The sequence below is a fragment of the Streptosporangium sp. NPDC000563 genome, assembly GCF_040299985.1.
Taxonomy (GTDB): domain Bacteria; phylum Actinomycetota; class Actinomycetes; order Streptosporangiales; family Streptosporangiaceae; genus Streptosporangium.
In genome coordinates this window covers 384,585-400,486 of sequence record NZ_JBEPDA010000004.1, presented here as the reverse complement: position 1 = coordinate 400,486, position 15,902 = coordinate 384,585, and the positions used below count along the sequence as shown (strand labels likewise).

The following is a 15,902-nucleotide window of genomic DNA, read 5'->3' as shown; positions in this document are numbered from 1 at the left end:
CGCCGTCGATTTCGAGGTCGCTTTCACCGGCAGGTACGCAGCACCGGCATGGCCGGTTCATCGGGAAAGGGCCGACAGGGGGCGAAATCCGAGGCCCGGAACCGCTCGACGGTCTTAACCTGCCTTTAGGGTTGCCGCAGCGTGCCGCTAACGACGACCCCGGCAAGCTTTGGGACATGCGAAACACGACGAAACTCACCATCGCCGCCGCCGGACTCCTCGCCGTCGTCACCGGAGGTAGCGCAGTAGCCTTCGCCGGAACCGCGACGCCCACTCCGGCCCCCAGCGGTACGGCGACGACTCCCGCGCCGGTCAACGAGACGCCGGGGAGCGGCACCGCTCCCGCGACCCCCGCGCCCGGAGAGGCGGAGGCCAAGGTCGGCCGGGACGCGGCCATCAAGATCGCCCAGGACAAGGTTCCCGGCGCCAAGCTCGTCAAGACCGAGTTCGACGGCGACGAGACTCCCACCAAGTGGGAGATCGAGTTCCATGAGGGTGACGTCGAGCACGAGTTCGACGTCGACGCCACCACCGGCGCGATCCTGGAGCACGAGCAGGAGACCGAGACCGCCGCGGAACGGGCCGCCGACGCCGCCGATGACGCCAACGACATCGACGACGACGACGATGACGATGACGACCAGGACGACGACTGACATAAAGACGAACAGTGACAAGGAGCCCGTGACACCTCGCGTGTCACGGGCTCCTTGTCCATGCCGGCCGAACGCGACGGCGGTCACCGGACACGGGAGGGGGTCACCGAGGCGGAACGCCGGTGATCCGGCCCCGCCGCATCCGGTGGACGAGCGCGGCGAGGATCGTGACCCCCGCGACCCCCGCGAGCGCCGTCACCGCGTACCCGGGCCGCCACCAGGTTCCCCGCTCCACGACCGCGACGGTGGTCGTCTCTCCTGGCGAGCCTCCGGCGGGTGCCGCCGCCGGGGTGGCGACGGGCGTGGGAGTGGCGGACCTGTACGGGAGGAAGCCGGGAGTGCCGTCACCGAGGGGAATCCTCGGCGGGCGAACCGCCCCCCAGTGATCCTCCTCAGGCGGCTGCTGGCCGGTGATCGCCGGCCTGAGGTCCGGGGGAACCGGGGCGACCTCCAACCGTCCCGGCACGGCCAGGGTGCCGATCCGGTAGGACGGGAACCAGCCCTGGATCGCGGTCACCTCCCAGGTGCCCTTGGGCAGGGAGACCGCGGTGGCGTAGTGGGCGGGCTCCTTCAGCGCCACGCCGGGGAACCGGAGCGCCTTCTTCCCGTCGGTGAACTCCAGCGCGACCTCCCCCAGGTCGTCACCCTCGTACGGATGGGTGCCGTGCTGGAGCAGCCAGAAGCCGAGGGTGTACGTCGTGTCCGGGCTCGTCACCGGAACCGGGTCCATCACGGTGAGTGCCCAGCCTCCCGCCCGCGCCGGGGCGCCCAGGGCCAGCAGGGGGACGATGAGCGCCAGAAGTAAAAGAATTCTTCTCATGCGGGAGATACACCGGTCGAGTCGATCAGGTTCCGCCACCGCGCGATGCGTCTCCCGGTCACCGGGCCGCTATGGCCCGGAGCGTGAGGTCAAGGCCGTGGAGTCAAGGCCGAAAGCAGGGGTATGGACAGCGAATGAGTCTTCAGGAAGAACTGCGGCAGGTCGAAGAGGACCTGGAGAGACTGCGTGCCGAGGTCGCGGAGCTGCGTGGGCAGGTGGGAGAGATCGGCCCCACCGACGCCGTCGAGCGGGCAATGTTGATCAATCAGGCCGACGAGCAGGAGATCCTGGTCGGCGAGCTCGAAGCCAGGCGCGACGACCTTCTCAAACGCCTGGGCGAGGACGACGAGCGAGACCCCTCGAAAACGCGCGGCACGACGTAGCGAGACGGGCTTCACCCGCTGGAAGCAGCCCCACCTGCGGTTCGCCACATTCGGTTATCCGCCATCTCGCTGGGTAACCATAAGGACGAACCATCATCAGGGGGATGAAATGATCAATATGCTTCACAAGATGGGCGTGAAGTCCAACATGATGTACGCCGCCGGAATCGCCTCGGTCGGCGCGTCGATCGCGGCGTGGTTCACGTCGAACGCGCAGGAGAGGGCGGGGATCGAGCGGGCGGACCACTGGGGGATCTTCATCGGCGAGTGGGCACCGACCTTCTTCGCGATGGGGATCGCGCTGCGCATGGAGGAGACCCGCGAGGAGATGCGGCCCTTCCTGGGGCAGGAGTCGGTCGCCGAGTCGTACTCCGAGCGCAGGACGCCCTCCCGCGCGGGCGTGTAGCACCGTCACCGGAGGATCGAAGGCGGGACGCGTCAGGGGGACGCGCCCCGCCTTCGCCCGTCACGGGGTGACCAGGGCCGGATGTCTCGGGTCGTCGACGCGGACGACCACGTCGGCGAGCTCCGCCGGGGCGACCTCCTCCTCGTAGCGCGCGTAGGCGGGCAGCGTCCAGTGCAGCTCCTCCGGGGTGCGCCGGGAGAGCGCGCCCGGCGAGAGCCTCAGGTGCACGGTCAGCTCGAACGGCAGCCCCCGGCCCAGCAGCAGGGGGCCGGCCAGCAGCAGCACACCGCCCGGGGGGACCGTGACGTACGGCGCGCGGGTGGCCCTGTCGACGGCGCTGTCCCACAGCGTGGGCAGCACCTTTCCCGACCGGCCCGGGTCGAGCGGTCCCAACACCTCTCTGACCAGCCCTCCGTAGTCGAACCAGTCGGTGTAGAAGGAGTCCGGGTCGGTCCGGCCGTACTCGAAACGCAGCGAGGCCGGGCGCAGGAAGTCGGCGGTGGAGACACGGAGCACCTCCCTGCCGCGCAGCCGGAGCGGGCCCGCCAGCGCGTCGGCGAGTTCCTCCGGCCGCGTCGCGGGAGCCCCGTCGAGCGCGACGCGCACCCAGGAGTCGCGGGGCTCCGCGGCCACCCGGTCGGCGAGTTCCTCCACCAGCGAGGAAGGGGAGATAGGCCGTATGTCCACCCCACCATCCTGGCCGACGCGCGCCGCCTCCGGCGGGGACCGGTCAACCATCCCGGTCGGGTCAAGGTCGAACGTAATGCCGATCAAATATCGGTCTGTCCGGGTTGTCCGGCCGCTACGGGCGGTAACGATCCATATGGATCGACGGCTCGGCCGTGACCGGGCGTCGGCCTCCAGGTCGCGTCACGTTCACGTCGGCGCGATCCGGTAGTTGGCGTGATCTTCACGTCTTTCCGCAACCGAGATCACGGCACGTTACGCACGGAGACAGCGATGTCAGGAGGACTTCAGTGATCAAGCGCGGTAAGCCGACCAAGAACGGCCAGGTCAAGCTGACTTTCACCATAGTGGAGAGCCCGACCCGCGGAGGGGTCTCGCTGGTCGGTGACTTCAACGGCTGGGACCCCTACGCCCATCCCATGCGGCGCAGGGACGACGGCACCTATCAGGTGAGCCTGATGGTTCCCGCCCACCAGCCCATCCGCTTCCGCTATCTCGCGGAGGGCGGCGTGTGGTTCGACGACGCGGACGCCGACCACCACGACGAGCACGGCGGCCGGATCAACCCCGCCGACGTCCAGGAGGCTCCTGAGAGCCCAGGCGCGGCGCGCACCGCGGTCGGCAAGCCGATACGGCAGACGCTCTCGGCCGGGCAGCCGGTCACGGCCTCGGTGGCCTCCTCCTAGCACCTCGGTGACCGTTCGCAGGAGCGGGATCCCCCGGACGGAACCGTTCCACCGGCTCCGCGATCATCGTTGCGGCTCGTGCCTTCCCCGTCCCGGCCCATTCCGGCGGGGACGCGGAGGGTGCGGGCCGTCAGGTCTCGCGCCGGGGGCCGTTCACCGCGAGGGCGAGCATCGCGTCGTACACCACGTGGCCCGCGGCCATCACCGCCTGACGTCCCGGCCGATCCTCGTCGATCGGCGGCAGGACCTACGGATGCCCGCCGAGCGCGCCGAGGGTCTCCCTGGCGAGTTGCAGTTCCTCTCTCGGCCTGACCACCAGTACGGGCACGGACGCGCCGGACGCGCTGACCGTCCCGTCCATGTCGAGATCACCGCGGGCGGGCGGCTCGACGCCGAGCAGGGAGAGCCTTCCGCAGACGGCCTCGCGGACCTCCGGCTGGTCCCAGCCGATCTCTCCGGTGAACACGAGCGCGTCGAGCCGGTCCAGGCTCGTCGCGGCGGCGGCGATCTCCCGGCTCACCCGATGCGCGAACACCTCCAGGGCCAGCGCGGCGGCCGGATCTTCTGAGGCGACCAGTTCCCGGGTGTCTCCCGACTTCCCGTCGGAGAGTCCGAGCAGGCCCGAGTGGTGTTCCAGTCCTTCACGCAGTTCGTCGAGCGTGAGCCGGGAGTCCGACAGCAGCCACAGCAGCATGCCGGGATCGACGCTCCCGGACCGTTTGCTCATCGGGACCCCCTCCAGCGGGGTGAATCCCATCGAGGTGTCCACGCTGCGGCCGTCGCGGACGGCGCACACCGAGGAGCCTCCGCCGAGGTGGGTCAGCACGACCTGGAGGGTGCCCGCGGGCCGGTCGAGCATCTCCGCGGCCCTTTCCAGCGTCCAGGCGTACGACAGGCCGTGAAAGCCGTAGCGGCGCAGGCCGTAGCGGCTCCTCCACTCCGCGGGCAGCGCGTAGGTGGCGGCGCTGTCGGGAAGTTCGGCGTGGAAGGCCGTGTCGGGGCAGAGCACGTGCGGGATGTCGGGCAGCCTGTTCCGGGCGGCCTCGACGAGCGCGAGCGCGGGCGGTACGTGCAGCGGGGCGAGATCGGCGTACTCCTCCACCGCTCGCAGTACGCCGTCGTCGACGACCGTCGGCTTCCGAACCGCCTCGCCTCCGTGGACGAGGCGGTGGCCGACGGCGGCGAGGTCGGTGCCGGGGGCGGCGTCGAGGAAGTCCGTGATCGCCCGCTCGGCCGTGCCGGGGTCGAGGCTCTGCTCGCTGTGCTCGGTGCGCAGGACCTGACCGTCCCGGACGAGGTGGAGTTGCAGGCTCGACGATCCCGCGTTGACGGTGAGCACCGCCGGATCAGTGGTTCCCATCTTCCTCACGTGCCCGGGGGCGGATGGGACAAACGGCGCCCCGCGGCGGCCCGCCGTCCGTCACCGTGCGTGAGAATCCGTGGGTATCCCGTGGGTATCCGGGATGAGGACGCCGCCCCTCGTCTCACCGCGACGGCCCGGTCCTGTGAGGTCCCGCACCGAGAACGAAACCGGAGCGCGGCGATCTACCTCCGTATTCCTTGACCGCTGACGGTTCGCAATCACTTGTTGAACTGTCATGAGCGACGGGCGTACGGTGGGGGTAACGGCACCCGTCCTTCGTACGGCTCCCGACAGGGCGCTGTCTCCAACCGCCGTAGACAGCGGGGCGATATGACTCGACTTTCCGTAAGCATGGACGCGCACCCGCACTTCTCCGTGGTGACCTTGGTCGGCGACCTGGACAAGTCCTCGGCACCGCTGCTCGAGGAGAAAATCGCGGAGTACATGAGGCGCGGTCACGTCTGCCTCGTCGTCGACACGACGGGGGTGGGATTCTGCGACTCCACGGGCATCTGGGTGCTACTGACGAGCCTGCGACGCGCCTACGAGCGGAAAGGCTGGCTGCGCCTCGTCGGCGTGCACGGATTCCTCGGCCGCCTGCTCGATCTGACCAGGCTGCGCGAGGCGTTCCCCATCGACTCCACCGTCGAGGAGTCACTGCGCGAGGTCTCCGACAGTCACGTCCCGGTCCCGCGCTGACCCTCGCCGTCTCCGGTGAGCGCGGTCAGACCCGCGGTGGCGCCCGACGTCACCGAGGGAGAACGTCAAGAGAAGGTCGCGCGAGGTGGCACCCGTTCTTCGAGGGGGCCACCGGTTCCGGTGGCCCCCTCGAAGAACGGGGAACGGTCAGTCTCGGGAAACCAGGCGGACGAACTCCTCGAACGAGAGCCGGCCGTCGCCGTCGGAGTCGCCGTTCTGGTTCAGCGATCCGATGGCCTCGGCGGGCAGGGCGGGAAAGTGCTCACCGAACTCCCGCTCCGTGATGAATCCGTCGCCATCGACGTCGATGGCCGCGAACGCCTCCCTGAGCTTCGCCAGCCGCTCCCCGTGGGGTTCTGTCGACATGGTGACCCGCCTTTCTCAACGACCCGCACTTCGATCAGCAGACAACTTACGGGAGGCGTCTCCCGTAGAGCCATGCGACCCTATATAACACCTTTTATCATCGAAAATCCTTTTCTAACTCGTCCCCGACCGCGGCCCCGCCCTAGACTTCGAGCATGATTCGCCCCGCAACGCCGGACGACGTCCCGGCGATCATCGACATGATCCGTGGACTCGCGGAGTACGAGAAGGCGCTGGACAAGGTCGAGAACACCCCCGACATGCTCCACGAGACGCTCTTCTGCCCCTCCCCCAGCGTGTTCTGCCACATCGCCGTCGACGGGGAGAGGATCGCGGGGTTCGCGATCTGGTTCGTCTCCTACTCAACCTGGCTCGGCACCCACGGAATCCATCTCGAAGATCTCTTCGTCCATCCGGCCCACCGGGGCGGCGGGCACGGCAGGAGGCTGCTCGCCGAACTGGCGGGCATCTGCGTGGAGCGCGGCTACGGCCGCTTCGAATGGTCGGTGCTCGACTGGAACACCCCGGCCATCGACTTCTACCGGGCGATCGGCGCGGAACCGCTCGACGAGTGGGACAGGTACCGCCTCACGGGGCCCGCACTGGAGAAGGTCGCGGCGGGAAGAACGCGGTAGCCCGCAGGAAAGGCGCGGTGGCCCCGCGGGGAAAGGCGTCTCACCCAGGACCCGTCCCTTCACCGAAGACCGGCCGGAAATCCTCCGGCCGGTCTTTCGTTTTTCCCCACCGTTTTCTCCTACACCTCGAAGATCCGCAAGTCCTTCGCTCTCCACCTGGCGCGACCCTTCCCGCGAAGACTCACCACAGGGCACCCCAACCGTGAACCTTTCATTGGGTGAAATCACCCCTTAACCCCCTGAACTGGTACAACAAGCGGCTCCCTCACGGTGAAAGAAGCACTCCGTTTACACCCCCGCAACCTGCGACCTAGAGTCCGTCTCGCGTGAGCGCCTCACCGCCATTGATCAATGCCTCGTCACCCCCTCGAAAGGGATGGTAATTCTGTGAGTAAATGGCGAAGTATGGCTGTCGCCGGTGTGGTCACTTTCATGACCGCGCTGCTCGCCGTCGTTCTCGTTCCCCTGCCGGCCTCGGCGCACGGCGCGATGATGGTGCCCGGCAGCCGGACGTATTTCTGCTGGCAGGACGGCCTCTCCCCGCAGGGGAACATCGTGCCGATCAACTCGGCGTGTTCGGCGGCGGTTGCCCAGAGCGGGGCGAACTCGCTGTACAACTGGTTCAGCCTGCTGCGGTCCGACGGAGCCGGGCGAACCCGCGGGTTCATCCCCGACGGCCAGGCGTGCAGCGGCGGCAACCCCGGCTACAGCGGGTACGACCTGCCGAGTGCCAACTGGCCGGTGACGCACCTGACCGCGGGCGCGAACATCCAGTTCAAGTACAACAAGTGGGCCGCCCACCCCGGCTGGTTCTACCTCTACATCACCAAGGACGGCTGGAACCCCAACCGGGCTCTGACCTGGGATGACCTGGAGTCGGAACCCTTCCACACGGCCGACCACCCGCAGAGCGTCGGAAACCCGGGGACCAACGACGCCAACTACTACTGGAACGCCAGGCTCCCGTCCGGCAAGTCGGGCCGTCACATCATCTACTCGGTGTGGAAGCGTTCCGACAGCGCCGAGACGTTCTACAACTGCTCCGACGTCGTCTTCGACGGCGGCAACGGCCAGGTGACCGGAGTCGGCCGTTCGGGCAACAACCCGGACCCGACCCCGACCCCGACGCCGACCGTGACCCCGACCCCGACCCCGACCGTGACGCCGCCCCCCGGCAACGGAGCGTGCACCGCCACCTACAAGACCGTCAGCTCCTGGTCGGGCGGTTACCAGGGCGAGGTGACCGTGCGCAACTCGGGATCGGCCACCATCAACGGCTGGACGGCGACGTGGACACTCGGCAGCGGTAGCGCCATCAACAGTCTGTGGAGTGCCACGCACACCACGTCCGGATCCACCGTCACGGCCAAGAACGTCGACTGGAACCGCACGATAGCCCCCGGCGCCTCGACCACCTTCGGGTTCACCGGATCGGGCACCAGCGGCTCTCCGAGCGTCACCTGCTCCAGCCCCTGACGTAACGCGGTCCCCGCCGGTGCCACCGGCGGGGACCGACCCGTCTCCCCCCTCACCCCGTTCATCCCCACAGACCGACAGACCGACGGATGAGCGGACCGGCAGACCGCCGGGCCGCCACAACCGCACCGGATCACCGCCCCTCCCCACGGCCGCCGCGCCCTCGTGAAAAGGGCGGAAGGGAGTCCCGTGCCGTTCAGCACGAAGATCGCGCCACTGCTGGGCCTCGTCTCGCTCGGAGCGGCGGTGGCCCTGGTCGCGGGCGCCTGCGCCGGCCGGACACAGGAGAGCGGGCACACCGCGGCGCACCCGATCTCCCAGCACGTCACCCAGGTGTCCCCGTCCGTCCAGGGGAACCCCCCGGCGGCCCCGTCCGATGACGGCAACCCCCCGGCATCATCGTCCTCCGCGCCCCTCCACGAGGACATGGACACCCCTGCCCCGGACACCAAGAGGTGTCAGGCGACGGTCACCCTGGTGGAGTCGTGGCCCGGCGGCTACCGAGGCGCCGCGACGATCACCAACACCACCGACAAGCCGATACGCGACTGGTACATCCAGTGGATGCAACCGCGCGAGGCGACCTTCACCCAGTCGTGGAACGGCACCCACATGCAGAGCGGCCCCGTCGCGATGCTCCACGCCCCCACCGAGAAGCCGTCGCTGGCGCCGGGGGCGACCGCCACCGACATCGGCTTCGTGGGGTCCGCCACCACGCCCCCGACCTTCACCGAGATCACCTGCGGCTGACGCGACCCGGCCTGTCCACGGCCTGCGCACGGTGGCCCGCGCCCCGATGAGCGGTGCCGCGCGTCCCGGCGAGGCGGGGACGCGAGTCCCGGCCACCGGAAAACAGCACGGCCCCGGCCGAGGCCGGGGCCGGAATCGGTTCTGGGGTCAACTCCTGCCGTAGCGCCGCTGGAAGCGCTCGACGCGCCCCGCCGTGTCGACGACCCGGCCGCGCCCGGTGTAGAAGGGGTGACTCGCCGAGGAGACGTCGACGTCGACCAGCGGGTAAACGGCGCCGTCCTCCCACTCGACGGTCTTGCGGCTGCTGACGGTCGAACGGGTCAGGAAGGCGACACCCGCGCTCGGATCGCGGAAGACGACCGGGCGGTAGTCGGGGTGGATGCCCTTCTTCATGACTATCTGTCCTCTCGGAACGGGACGTGCTGGCGGACGATCGGGTCGTACTTGACGAGGGTGAGCCGGTCGGGGTCGTTACGCCGGCTCTTGCGGGTCACGTAGGTGAAGCCGGTGCCCGCCGTGGACCTCAGCCTGATCACCGGTCGCATCTCGTTCTTGGCCACGTCTGCTCCTCTCGGAGGGCGGATTATCCGACGCCGATGATAACGGTTTTCATTAGCCGGGCATTCCCATCCCGCGCCCCCTCGCCTCGGGCGACTGGAGCGCGAGCACGGGGAACGCGAGGGGGGACGCCGAGTGGCGGCGCGCGGCCCTCCACCGGCGGGCCCCGGCTCGAAAGCACCGGCACCACGCGTGCCGGGCGTCCTGTCCGCTCGACGCTTCCAAGGGATTCGAGGCGCTTCCCTGACCATCGGGCTCTCGGTGCGGCCGCACCGAAAGTGCGGTTCTCCTACCGATCTCGGGCGATCCGTCCCTCCGGCTCTCCGAACCACCAGGGGGTGAGGCGGTAACTTTGGACTGCCGTCACAAAGGAAGAGGGATCGTGAGCACGTCTATTCATCAGCGGATCGCCGAAGAGCTGGGTGTGCGCGAGCGACAGGTGAGTGCGGCGGTGGACCTGCTCGACGGCGGGGCCACCGTGCCGTTCATCGCCCGCTACCGCAAGGAAGCCACCGAGATGCTCGACGACACGCAGCTGCGCACGCTGGAGGAGAGGCTGCGTTACCTGCGGGAGCTGGAGGAGCGGCGCACCGCGATCCTGGAGTCGATCGACGCCCAGGGCAAGCTCGACGACGCCCTGCGCGCGCAGATCCTCCTCGCCGACTCCAAGGCCCGCCTGGAGGACATCTACCTCCCGTACAAGCCCAAGCGGCGGACCAAGGCGCAGATCGCGAGGGAGGCGGGGCTCGAACCGCTCGCCGACGGCCTGCTCGCGGACCCGTCGGTCGATCCGCGGGCCGCGGCCGAGGCGTTCGTCGGCGAGGGGGTGGCCGACGCCGCCGCCGCGCTGGACGGTGCCCGCGCGATCCTGGTCGAGCGGTTCGGCGAGGACGCCGACCTCGTCGGCGAGCTGCGCGAACGGATGTGGACGAAGGGCCGCCTCGTCGCGGCGGTCCGCGAGGGCAAGGAGGAGGAGGGCGCCAAGTTCTCCGACTACTTCGACTTCGCCGAGCCGTTCACCAAGCTGCCCTCGCACCGGATCCTCGCGATGTTCCGCGGCGAGAAGGAGGAGGTCCTCACCCTCACCCTGGAGCCGGAGCAGGAGCCCACCGGCACCTACGAGGGCCGCGTCGCGCACCGCTTCGGCATCTCCGACCAGGGAAGGCCGGCCGACGCGTGGCTGGCCGACACGGTCCGCTGGGCCTGGCGCACCCGCATCCTCGTCCACCTCGGCATCGACCTGCGGACGCGCATGTGGCAGGCCGCCGAGGAGGAGGCGGTACGCGTGTTCGCCGCGAACCTGCGCGACCTGCTGCTCGCCGCGCCCGCCGGGAGCCGCGCGACCATGGGACTGGACCCCGGACTGCGCACCGGCGTGAAGGTCGCGGTGGTCGACGCGACGGGCAAGGTGCTGGCCACCGACACCGTCTACCCCCACGAGCCGCGCCGCCAGTGGGACCAGTCGCTGGCCACCCTCGCCACGCTGGCGAAGAAGCACGGCGTGGAGCTCGTCTCGATCGGCAACGGCACCGCCTCGCGCGAGACCGACAAACTCGCGGGCGAGCTGGTCAAGCTGGTCCCCGGCCTGACCAAGGTCGTGGTGTCCGAGGCCGGGGCCTCGGTCTACTCCGCCTCCGCGTTCGCCTCCCAGGAGCTGCCCGGTATGGACGTGTCGCTGCGCGGCGCCGTCTCGATCGCCAGGCGGCTGCAGGACCCCCTCGCCGAGCTGGTGAAGATCGACCCCAAGTCGATCGGCGTCGGCCAGTACCAGCACGACCTCGCCGAGACCAAGCTCTCCCGCTCTCTCGACGCCGTGGTGGAAGACTGTGTGAACGCGGTCGGCGTCGACGTCAACACCGCCTCCGCGCCGCTGCTCACCCGGGTCTCCGGCATCGGCTCCGGGCTCGCGGAGAACATCGTCCAGCACCGCGACGCCAACGGCCCCTTCCGTTCCCGCAAGGCGTTGAAGGAGGTGCCGAGGCTCGGTCCGAAGGCCTTCGAGCAGTGCGCGGGCTTCCTGCGCATCCGCGACGGCGACGACCCGCTCGACACCTCCAGCGTGCACCCGGAGGCGTACCCGGTGGTGCGGCGCATCCTGAAGAGCACCGGCGGCGACCTCGCGTCCCTGATCGGCAACGGTACGGCGCTGCGTGCCCTGCGCCCGCAGGAGTTCGTGGACGACACCTTCGGCCTGCCGACCGTCACCGACATCCTCGCCGAACTGGAGAAGCCGGGTCGCGACCCGCGTCCGGCCTTCAAGACCGCGACCTTCAAGGAGGGCGTGGAGAAGCTCTCCGACCTCAAGCCCGGCATGCTGCTGGAGGGTGTGGTCACCAACGTCGCCGCCTTCGGCGCGTTCGTCGACGTCGGTGTGCACCAGGACGGCCTGGTCCACGTGTCGGCGCTGTCGCACAGCTTCGTCAAGGACCCGCGCGAGGTGGTCAAGCCCGGCGACATCGTCCGGGTGAAGGTGCTCGACGTCGACATCCCGCGCAAGCGCATCTCGCTCACCCTCCGGCTGGAGGACGAGGTCAAGCCCGCGGGGCCCCGGGGGCCGCGTGACCAGCAGGGTGGCGGCGGGCAGCGCCAGGGTGACGGCGGCGGCAGGCGCGGGGGCGGCCAGGGACGCGGCGGACAGGGCGGCGGACAGGGACGCGATCAGGGACGCGGCGACCGGCAGCGCAACGCGCCGAGCGGCGCGATGGCCGACGCCCTGCGTCGCGCGGGACTCGACGGCTCAGGCGGCAAACGCTAGACGTCCGCGCCCGCGGACCCGCGGGGTACATCGCCGGGGACCGGCACGCGACGCCGTGTCCCCGGCGCGAGACCGACGACCGGCGACGGCGACTCCGTTCACGGACGGCGGCCTCTCACCGGCACGGACCCGGCTCACGGACGGCTGCCCCTCACCGGCACGGGCCCCGCTCACGGACGACTGCCCCGCGGGGCGCACCCCGGGTGTCCGTGAGCGCACCGGAGGAGTACGCACGCCGCCCTGTCCCGTCCAGAGCGTCGCCGCATCGGGTCTCTCGCCCCCCTCCGGCAGCGACCCGAGATTTCCTGACAGCACATCCTGACAACGTCGAGCTCTGGACCGTTCCTCCCAGGGCTTCTACCGTAAACAAACTTTCCATTTTTTCCGCGAGCTCACATCGGTCCGCACGAACACGAGACCGGCGCTGTGATGCTTTTTTTACTGCTTGTATTGACCAAGGAACGAAGTCTGTCCTAAGGTCCGGGCAAGCGAAAGCCTGCCGTGAAGGGACTCCCATGACTCGCTTTCCTGACGCCGCGTGGCGGCGGGCGCGGTGGCCGCGCCCCGCTCCACCCCCCTGACGACACCCCCTCACGGGCGGGAGGCACACCGACCGTCTCCCCCCGCGAGGGCTCCCGTTCTCCCTGCCGTATCCGTCGCGGCAGGGCCCAGGACGCGCCGAGCAGCGCGTGCCGCCGCATGGCGATCCGTTCCGGGGACACCGTCCGGCCGCCCGCGAAAGGCACGCTCTCCGCGTCCGGCACCGCCCGCATGCCCCCGCTCGTCCGGGTCGTGACGTCACGCGCACGTCACGTCCCCGCCCGGGCGTGACGTCACCCGCACGTCGCCTCCCAAGACGGAAGGAAATCCGCGCATGGACACAGGACAGCCGCCTCCCCGGCGCCGTCGCATGTCGCTCCCGGCCACTCTCGGCGGGATGTTCACCGTCGTCGTTCTCGCCCTCGCCGGCGTGACCACCGCGTCCCCGGCCGCCGCCGCCACCGGGCAGATCACCGGCATCGGCGGCAAGTGCGTCGACGTCGCCGCGGCCGGCACCGCGAACGGCACCCCCATCCAGCTCTACGACTGCAACGGCACCGCGGCACAGCAGTGGACCCGCAACGGCGACGGCACCGTGCGCGCGCTGGGCAAGTGCCTGGACGTCACCGCCGCCGGAACCGCCGACGGCACCCCTGTCCAGCTGTACGACTGCAACGGCACCGCGGCGCAGCAGTGGGCCTACAGCGCCGCGAACGACCTGGTGAACCCGGCCGCCAACAAGTGCCTGGACGCCACCGGCCAGTCCAGCGCGAACGGCACCCGCCTGCAGATCTGGACCTGTGGCGGCACCGCCAACCAGAAGTGGAACGCCCCGAGCGACGGCGGCACCACGCCCCCGCCGGCCGGCAAGATGGCCGGAGCCCCCTACCTCTACATGGGCTGGGGCAACCCGCCCAACCCGGCGACGATCATGAGCACCACCGGGGTGAAGTCCTTCACCATGGCGTTCATCCTGTCCGGCGGCGGCTGCACTCCGCGCTGGGACGGATCGAGGCCGCTCACCGGCGGCGCCGACCAGGCCGCGATCAACCAGATCAAGGCCGCGGGCGGCAGCGTCCAGGTCTCCTTCGGCGGATGGTCGGGCAACAAGCTCGGCCCCAACTGCTCCACCCCGGCCGCCTACGCCGGAGCGGTGCAGCAGGTGATCAACGCCGTCGGTCCCGCGGTCGTCGACTTCGACATCGAGAACACCGACGAGTTCGAGAACTACACCGTCCAGGACCGCATCCTCAACGGCCTGAAGATCGTCAAGCAGAACAACCCGAACGTCAAGATCGCCGTCACCTTCGGCACCGGGGTGAACGGCCCCACCTCGGCCGGTGTCCGCCTGATCAACCAGGCCAAGGCGCTCGCCGTGCCGATCGACAACTACACGATCATGCCGTTCAACTTCGGCGCCTCGAACATCTACAACGCCACCGTCAGTTCCTCGGAGGGGCTGAAGAACGCGCTCAAGGCCGCCAACGGCTGGACCGACGCGCAGGCGTACGCCCGCATGGGCATCTCCGGCATGAACGGCCTGTCGGACCAGGGTGAGCTGACCACCACCCAGGCCTGGACCCAGATCCGCGACTGGGCCAGGTCCAAGGGGCTGACCCGCTTCGCCTACTGGGCGGTCAACCGCGACCGTCCCTGCCCCGGCGGCAACGCCTCCTCCGAGTGCAGCGGCATCTCCCAGCCCAACTGGGAGTTCACCCGTATCACGGCCGGCTTCTAGACCGTGACCTCCCTCCAGCGGACACCGGTTAGAAAGGAACAGCCGATGATCGTCACCAGCCCGGCACCCCCCACCGGCCCTCGCCCCGCGCGGACGCGGTTCGCGCGGATCGGCGGCCTCCTCGCCGCGACACTCCTCGCCCTCGGCTCCGCCACGCTCGTCCCCTCCCAGGCCGGGGCACAGGCCACCGCCGCCCAGACCGCCACCCGGCAGGCCCTCGCCGCCCCGGCCCCCGGCCCCCTCGTATGGTCGGACGAGTTCAACGCGGCCTCCGGCACCGGCCCCGACAACGCCAAATGGCGCCGGGACGTCGGCGGCGGAGGCTGGGGCAACAACGAGCGGCAGTACTACACGTCCGGCAACGAGAACATCGCCCACGACGGCGCGGGCAACCTGGTCATCACCGCCCGCAAGGGCAACCCCGCCGGACACGGCTGCTGGTACGGCTCGTGCGAGTACACCTCCGGCAAGCTGACCACCGCCGCGACCTTCACCCGCGCCTACGGCCGCTTCGAGGCACGGATGAAGCTCCCCAGGGGCAAGGGCATGTGGCCCGCGTTCTGGATGCTGGGCACCGGAGGGGCCCAGTGGCCCGCCAACGGTGAGATCGACATCATGGAGAACGTCGGCAGCGTCCCCGGGCAGGTGCTCGGCAGCCTCCACGGCCCCGGCTACTCGGGGGGCAACCCGCTGAGCGGCAGCTACAACCTCCCCGCGGGCCAGGCCTTCGCCGACGCCTTCCACACCTTCACCGTCGACTGGGAGCCCGGCGCGGTGACCTGGTACGTCGACGGCGTCCAGTACTCCAGGAAGACCCCCGCCGACACGCGGGGCAACCCCTGGGTCTACGACCACCCGTTCTTCATGATCCTCAACCTCGCCGTCGGCGGGAACTGGCCGGGCTCGCCCGACGCCTCGACCACCTTCCCCCAGCAGCTCACCATCGACTACGTCCGCGTCTACGCCCCGCCCACCGGCGGTGGCCGTACGGGACAGATCACCGGCATCGGCGGCAAGTGCGTCGACGTCGCCGCGGCCAACACCGCGAACGGCACCCCCATCCAGCTGTACGACTGCAACGGCACCGGCGCACAGCAGTGGACCATGGGCACCGACGGCACCGTGCGCGCCCTGGGCAAGTGCCTGGACGTCACCGCCGCCGGAACCGCCGACGGCACGCCCATCCAGCTGTACGACTGCAACGGCACCGCGGCACAGCGGTGGACCTACAGCGGGGCCCGGGATCTCGTGAACCCGGCCGCCAACAAGTGCCTGGACGCCACCGGCCAGTCCAGCGCGAACGGCACCCGCCTGCAGATCTGGACCTGTGGCGGCACCGCCAACCAGAAGTGGAACGTCCCGTCCTGACCCGCTCCGGCGCGGA

General features: G+C 69.8%; 17 protein-coding genes. 11 read left to right on the top strand and 6 right to left on the bottom strand.

Annotation, left to right across the window (positions count from 1 at the left end; genetic code table 11):
* The first annotated feature begins 176 nt into the window (after positions 1–176).
* Positions 177–656: a PepSY domain-containing protein gene (locus ABT352_RS14650; RefSeq protein WP_350945309.1), complete on the top strand. Its 480-nt coding sequence runs from the start codon at positions 177–179 to the stop codon at positions 654–656.
* 103 nt (positions 657–759) lie between these two features.
* On the opposite strand, the gene ABT352_RS14645 is transcribed toward ABT352_RS14650, so the two are convergent.
* Positions 760–1,476 (bottom strand): hypothetical protein, encoded by a 717-nt coding sequence (locus ABT352_RS14645; protein ID WP_350945308.1) that lies wholly within the window; start codon positions 1,474–1,476, stop codon positions 760–762.
* A gap of 134 nt (positions 1,477–1,610) precedes the next feature.
* On the opposite strand from ABT352_RS14645, the gene ABT352_RS14640 reads away from it, so the two are divergent.
* The gene (locus tag ABT352_RS14640; protein WP_350945307.1) at positions 1,611–1,859 is read left to right on the top strand and encodes a hypothetical protein; all 249 of its coding nucleotides are present in this window, start codon (positions 1,611–1,613) and stop codon (positions 1,857–1,859) included.
* A gap of 109 nt (positions 1,860–1,968) precedes the next feature.
* The gene (locus ABT352_RS14635) at positions 1,969–2,265 is read left to right on the top strand and encodes a hypothetical protein (protein WP_350945306.1); all 297 of its coding nucleotides are present in this window, start codon (positions 1,969–1,971) and stop codon (positions 2,263–2,265) included.
* Between the two features lie 60 nt (positions 2,266–2,325).
* On the opposite strand, the gene ABT352_RS14630 is transcribed toward ABT352_RS14635, so the two are convergent.
* Positions 2,326–2,952: a nucleoside/nucleotide kinase family protein gene (locus tag ABT352_RS14630; RefSeq protein ID WP_350945305.1), complete on the bottom strand. Its 627-nt coding sequence runs from the start codon at positions 2,950–2,952 to the stop codon at positions 2,326–2,328.
* A 290-nt stretch (positions 2,953–3,242) separates the two neighbouring features.
* Here ABT352_RS14630 and ABT352_RS14625 point away from each other — a divergent pair, with 290 nt between their 5' ends.
* Positions 3,243–3,638, top strand: coding sequence for an isoamylase early set domain-containing protein (locus ABT352_RS14625; RefSeq protein WP_350945304.1), 396 nt, complete (start codon positions 3,243–3,245; stop codon positions 3,636–3,638).
* A gap of 247 nt (positions 3,639–3,885) precedes the next feature.
* On the opposite strand, the gene ABT352_RS14620 is transcribed toward ABT352_RS14625, so the two are convergent.
* On the bottom strand, positions 3,886–4,998 hold the full coding sequence (locus ABT352_RS14620) for an acetate/propionate family kinase (RefSeq protein ID WP_350945303.1): 1,113 nt from the start codon (positions 4,996–4,998) through the stop codon (positions 3,886–3,888).
* Positions 4,999–5,352: 354 nt separating this feature from the next.
* Here ABT352_RS14620 and ABT352_RS14615 point away from each other — a divergent pair, with 354 nt between their 5' ends.
* A complete protein-coding gene (locus ABT352_RS14615; protein ID WP_350945302.1) occupies positions 5,353–5,700 on the top strand; it encodes an STAS domain-containing protein in 348 nt (115 codons plus the stop codon).
* Positions 5,701–5,847: 147 nt separating this feature from the next.
* Here ABT352_RS14615 and ABT352_RS14610 read toward each other — a convergent pair whose 3' ends face one another.
* Positions 5,848–6,066, bottom strand: a complete 219-nt coding sequence (locus ABT352_RS14610; protein ID WP_350945301.1) for an EF-hand domain-containing protein — start codon at positions 6,064–6,066, stop codon at positions 5,848–5,850.
* Between the two features lie 155 nt (positions 6,067–6,221).
* Between ABT352_RS14610 and ABT352_RS14605 the strand changes: the two genes are divergently transcribed.
* The 3 genes from ABT352_RS14605 to ABT352_RS14595 all read left to right on the top strand — a co-directional run bounded on the left by ABT352_RS14605 (position 6,222) and on the right by ABT352_RS14595 (position 8,927).
* Positions 6,222–6,701 (top strand): GNAT family N-acetyltransferase, encoded by a 480-nt coding sequence (locus tag ABT352_RS14605; RefSeq protein WP_350945300.1) that lies wholly within the window; start codon positions 6,222–6,224, stop codon positions 6,699–6,701.
* A 405-nt stretch (positions 6,702–7,106) separates the two neighbouring features.
* Positions 7,107–8,177 carry a lytic polysaccharide monooxygenase auxiliary activity family 9 protein gene (locus tag ABT352_RS14600; RefSeq protein ID WP_350945299.1) on the top strand — a complete coding sequence of 357 codons (1,071 nt, stop codon included), beginning with the start codon at positions 7,107–7,109 and terminating at the stop codon, positions 8,175–8,177.
* A gap of 189 nt (positions 8,178–8,366) precedes the next feature.
* Positions 8,367–8,927 carry a cellulose binding domain-containing protein gene (locus ABT352_RS14595; RefSeq protein WP_350945298.1) on the top strand — a complete coding sequence of 187 codons (561 nt, stop codon included), beginning with the start codon at positions 8,367–8,369 and terminating at the stop codon, positions 8,925–8,927.
* 147 nt (positions 8,928–9,074) lie between these two features.
* Here the strand turns inward: ABT352_RS14595 and ABT352_RS14590 are convergent, their stop codons facing one another.
* Both ABT352_RS14590 and rpmG read right to left on the bottom strand, forming a co-directional pair.
* Positions 9,075–9,320, bottom strand: coding sequence for a type B 50S ribosomal protein L31 (locus ABT352_RS14590; RefSeq protein ID WP_350945297.1), 246 nt, complete (start codon positions 9,318–9,320; stop codon positions 9,075–9,077).
* A 2-nt stretch (positions 9,321–9,322) separates the two neighbouring features.
* The gene (gene rpmG, locus ABT352_RS14585) at positions 9,323–9,487 is read right to left on the bottom strand and encodes a 50S ribosomal protein L33 (RefSeq protein ID WP_350945296.1); all 165 of its coding nucleotides are present in this window, start codon (positions 9,485–9,487) and stop codon (positions 9,323–9,325) included.
* A gap of 380 nt (positions 9,488–9,867) precedes the next feature.
* Here rpmG and ABT352_RS14580 point away from each other — a divergent pair, with 380 nt between their 5' ends.
* From ABT352_RS14580 to ABT352_RS14570, 3 genes are all read left to right on the top strand, one after another.
* Positions 9,868–12,240 carry a Tex family protein gene (locus tag ABT352_RS14580; RefSeq protein ID WP_350945295.1) on the top strand — a complete coding sequence of 791 codons (2,373 nt, stop codon included), beginning with the start codon at positions 9,868–9,870 and terminating at the stop codon, positions 12,238–12,240.
* Positions 12,241–13,114: 874 nt separating this feature from the next.
* Positions 13,115–14,518, top strand: a complete 1,404-nt coding sequence (locus ABT352_RS14575) for a ricin-type beta-trefoil lectin domain protein (protein WP_350945294.1) — start codon at positions 13,115–13,117, stop codon at positions 14,516–14,518.
* Between the two features lie 45 nt (positions 14,519–14,563).
* Positions 14,564–15,886: an RICIN domain-containing protein gene (locus ABT352_RS14570; protein WP_350945293.1), complete on the top strand. Its 1,323-nt coding sequence runs from the start codon at positions 14,564–14,566 to the stop codon at positions 15,884–15,886.
* Positions 15,887–15,902: the final 16 nt, after the last annotated feature.

What these genes read in the sequence shown, in the direction of transcription:
- ABT352_RS14650 (WP_350945309.1), top strand. Translation starts at nt 177, where the DNA reads ATGCGAAACACGACGAAACTCACCATCGCCGCCGCCGGACTCCTCGCC.
- ABT352_RS14645 (WP_350945308.1), bottom strand. Translation starts at nt 1,476, where the DNA reads ATGAGAAGAATTCTTTTACTTCTGGCGCTCATCGTCCCCCTGCTGGCC.
- ABT352_RS14640 (WP_350945307.1), top strand. Translation starts at nt 1,611, where the DNA reads ATGAGTCTTCAGGAAGAACTGCGGCAGGTCGAAGAGGACCTGGAGAGA.
- ABT352_RS14635 (WP_350945306.1), top strand. Translation starts at nt 1,969, where the DNA reads ATGATCAATATGCTTCACAAGATGGGCGTGAAGTCCAACATGATGTAC.
- ABT352_RS14620 (WP_350945303.1), bottom strand. Translation starts at nt 4,998, where the DNA reads ATGGGAACCACTGATCCGGCGGTGCTCACCGTCAACGCGGGATCGTCG.
- ABT352_RS14615 (WP_350945302.1), top strand. Translation starts at nt 5,353, where the DNA reads ATGGACGCGCACCCGCACTTCTCCGTGGTGACCTTGGTCGGCGACCTG.
- ABT352_RS14610 (WP_350945301.1), bottom strand. Translation starts at nt 6,066, where the DNA reads ATGTCGACAGAACCCCACGGGGAGCGGCTGGCGAAGCTCAGGGAGGCG.
- ABT352_RS14605 (WP_350945300.1), top strand. Translation starts at nt 6,222, where the DNA reads ATGATTCGCCCCGCAACGCCGGACGACGTCCCGGCGATCATCGACATG.
- ABT352_RS14600 (WP_350945299.1), top strand. Translation starts at nt 7,107, where the DNA reads ATGGCTGTCGCCGGTGTGGTCACTTTCATGACCGCGCTGCTCGCCGTC.
- ABT352_RS14590 (WP_350945297.1), bottom strand. Translation starts at nt 9,320, where the DNA reads ATGAAGAAGGGCATCCACCCCGACTACCGCCCGGTCGTCTTCCGCGAT.
- ABT352_RS14575 (WP_350945294.1), top strand. Translation starts at nt 13,115, where the DNA reads ATGGACACAGGACAGCCGCCTCCCCGGCGCCGTCGCATGTCGCTCCCG.
- ABT352_RS14570 (WP_350945293.1), top strand. Translation starts at nt 14,564, where the DNA reads ATGATCGTCACCAGCCCGGCACCCCCCACCGGCCCTCGCCCCGCGCGG.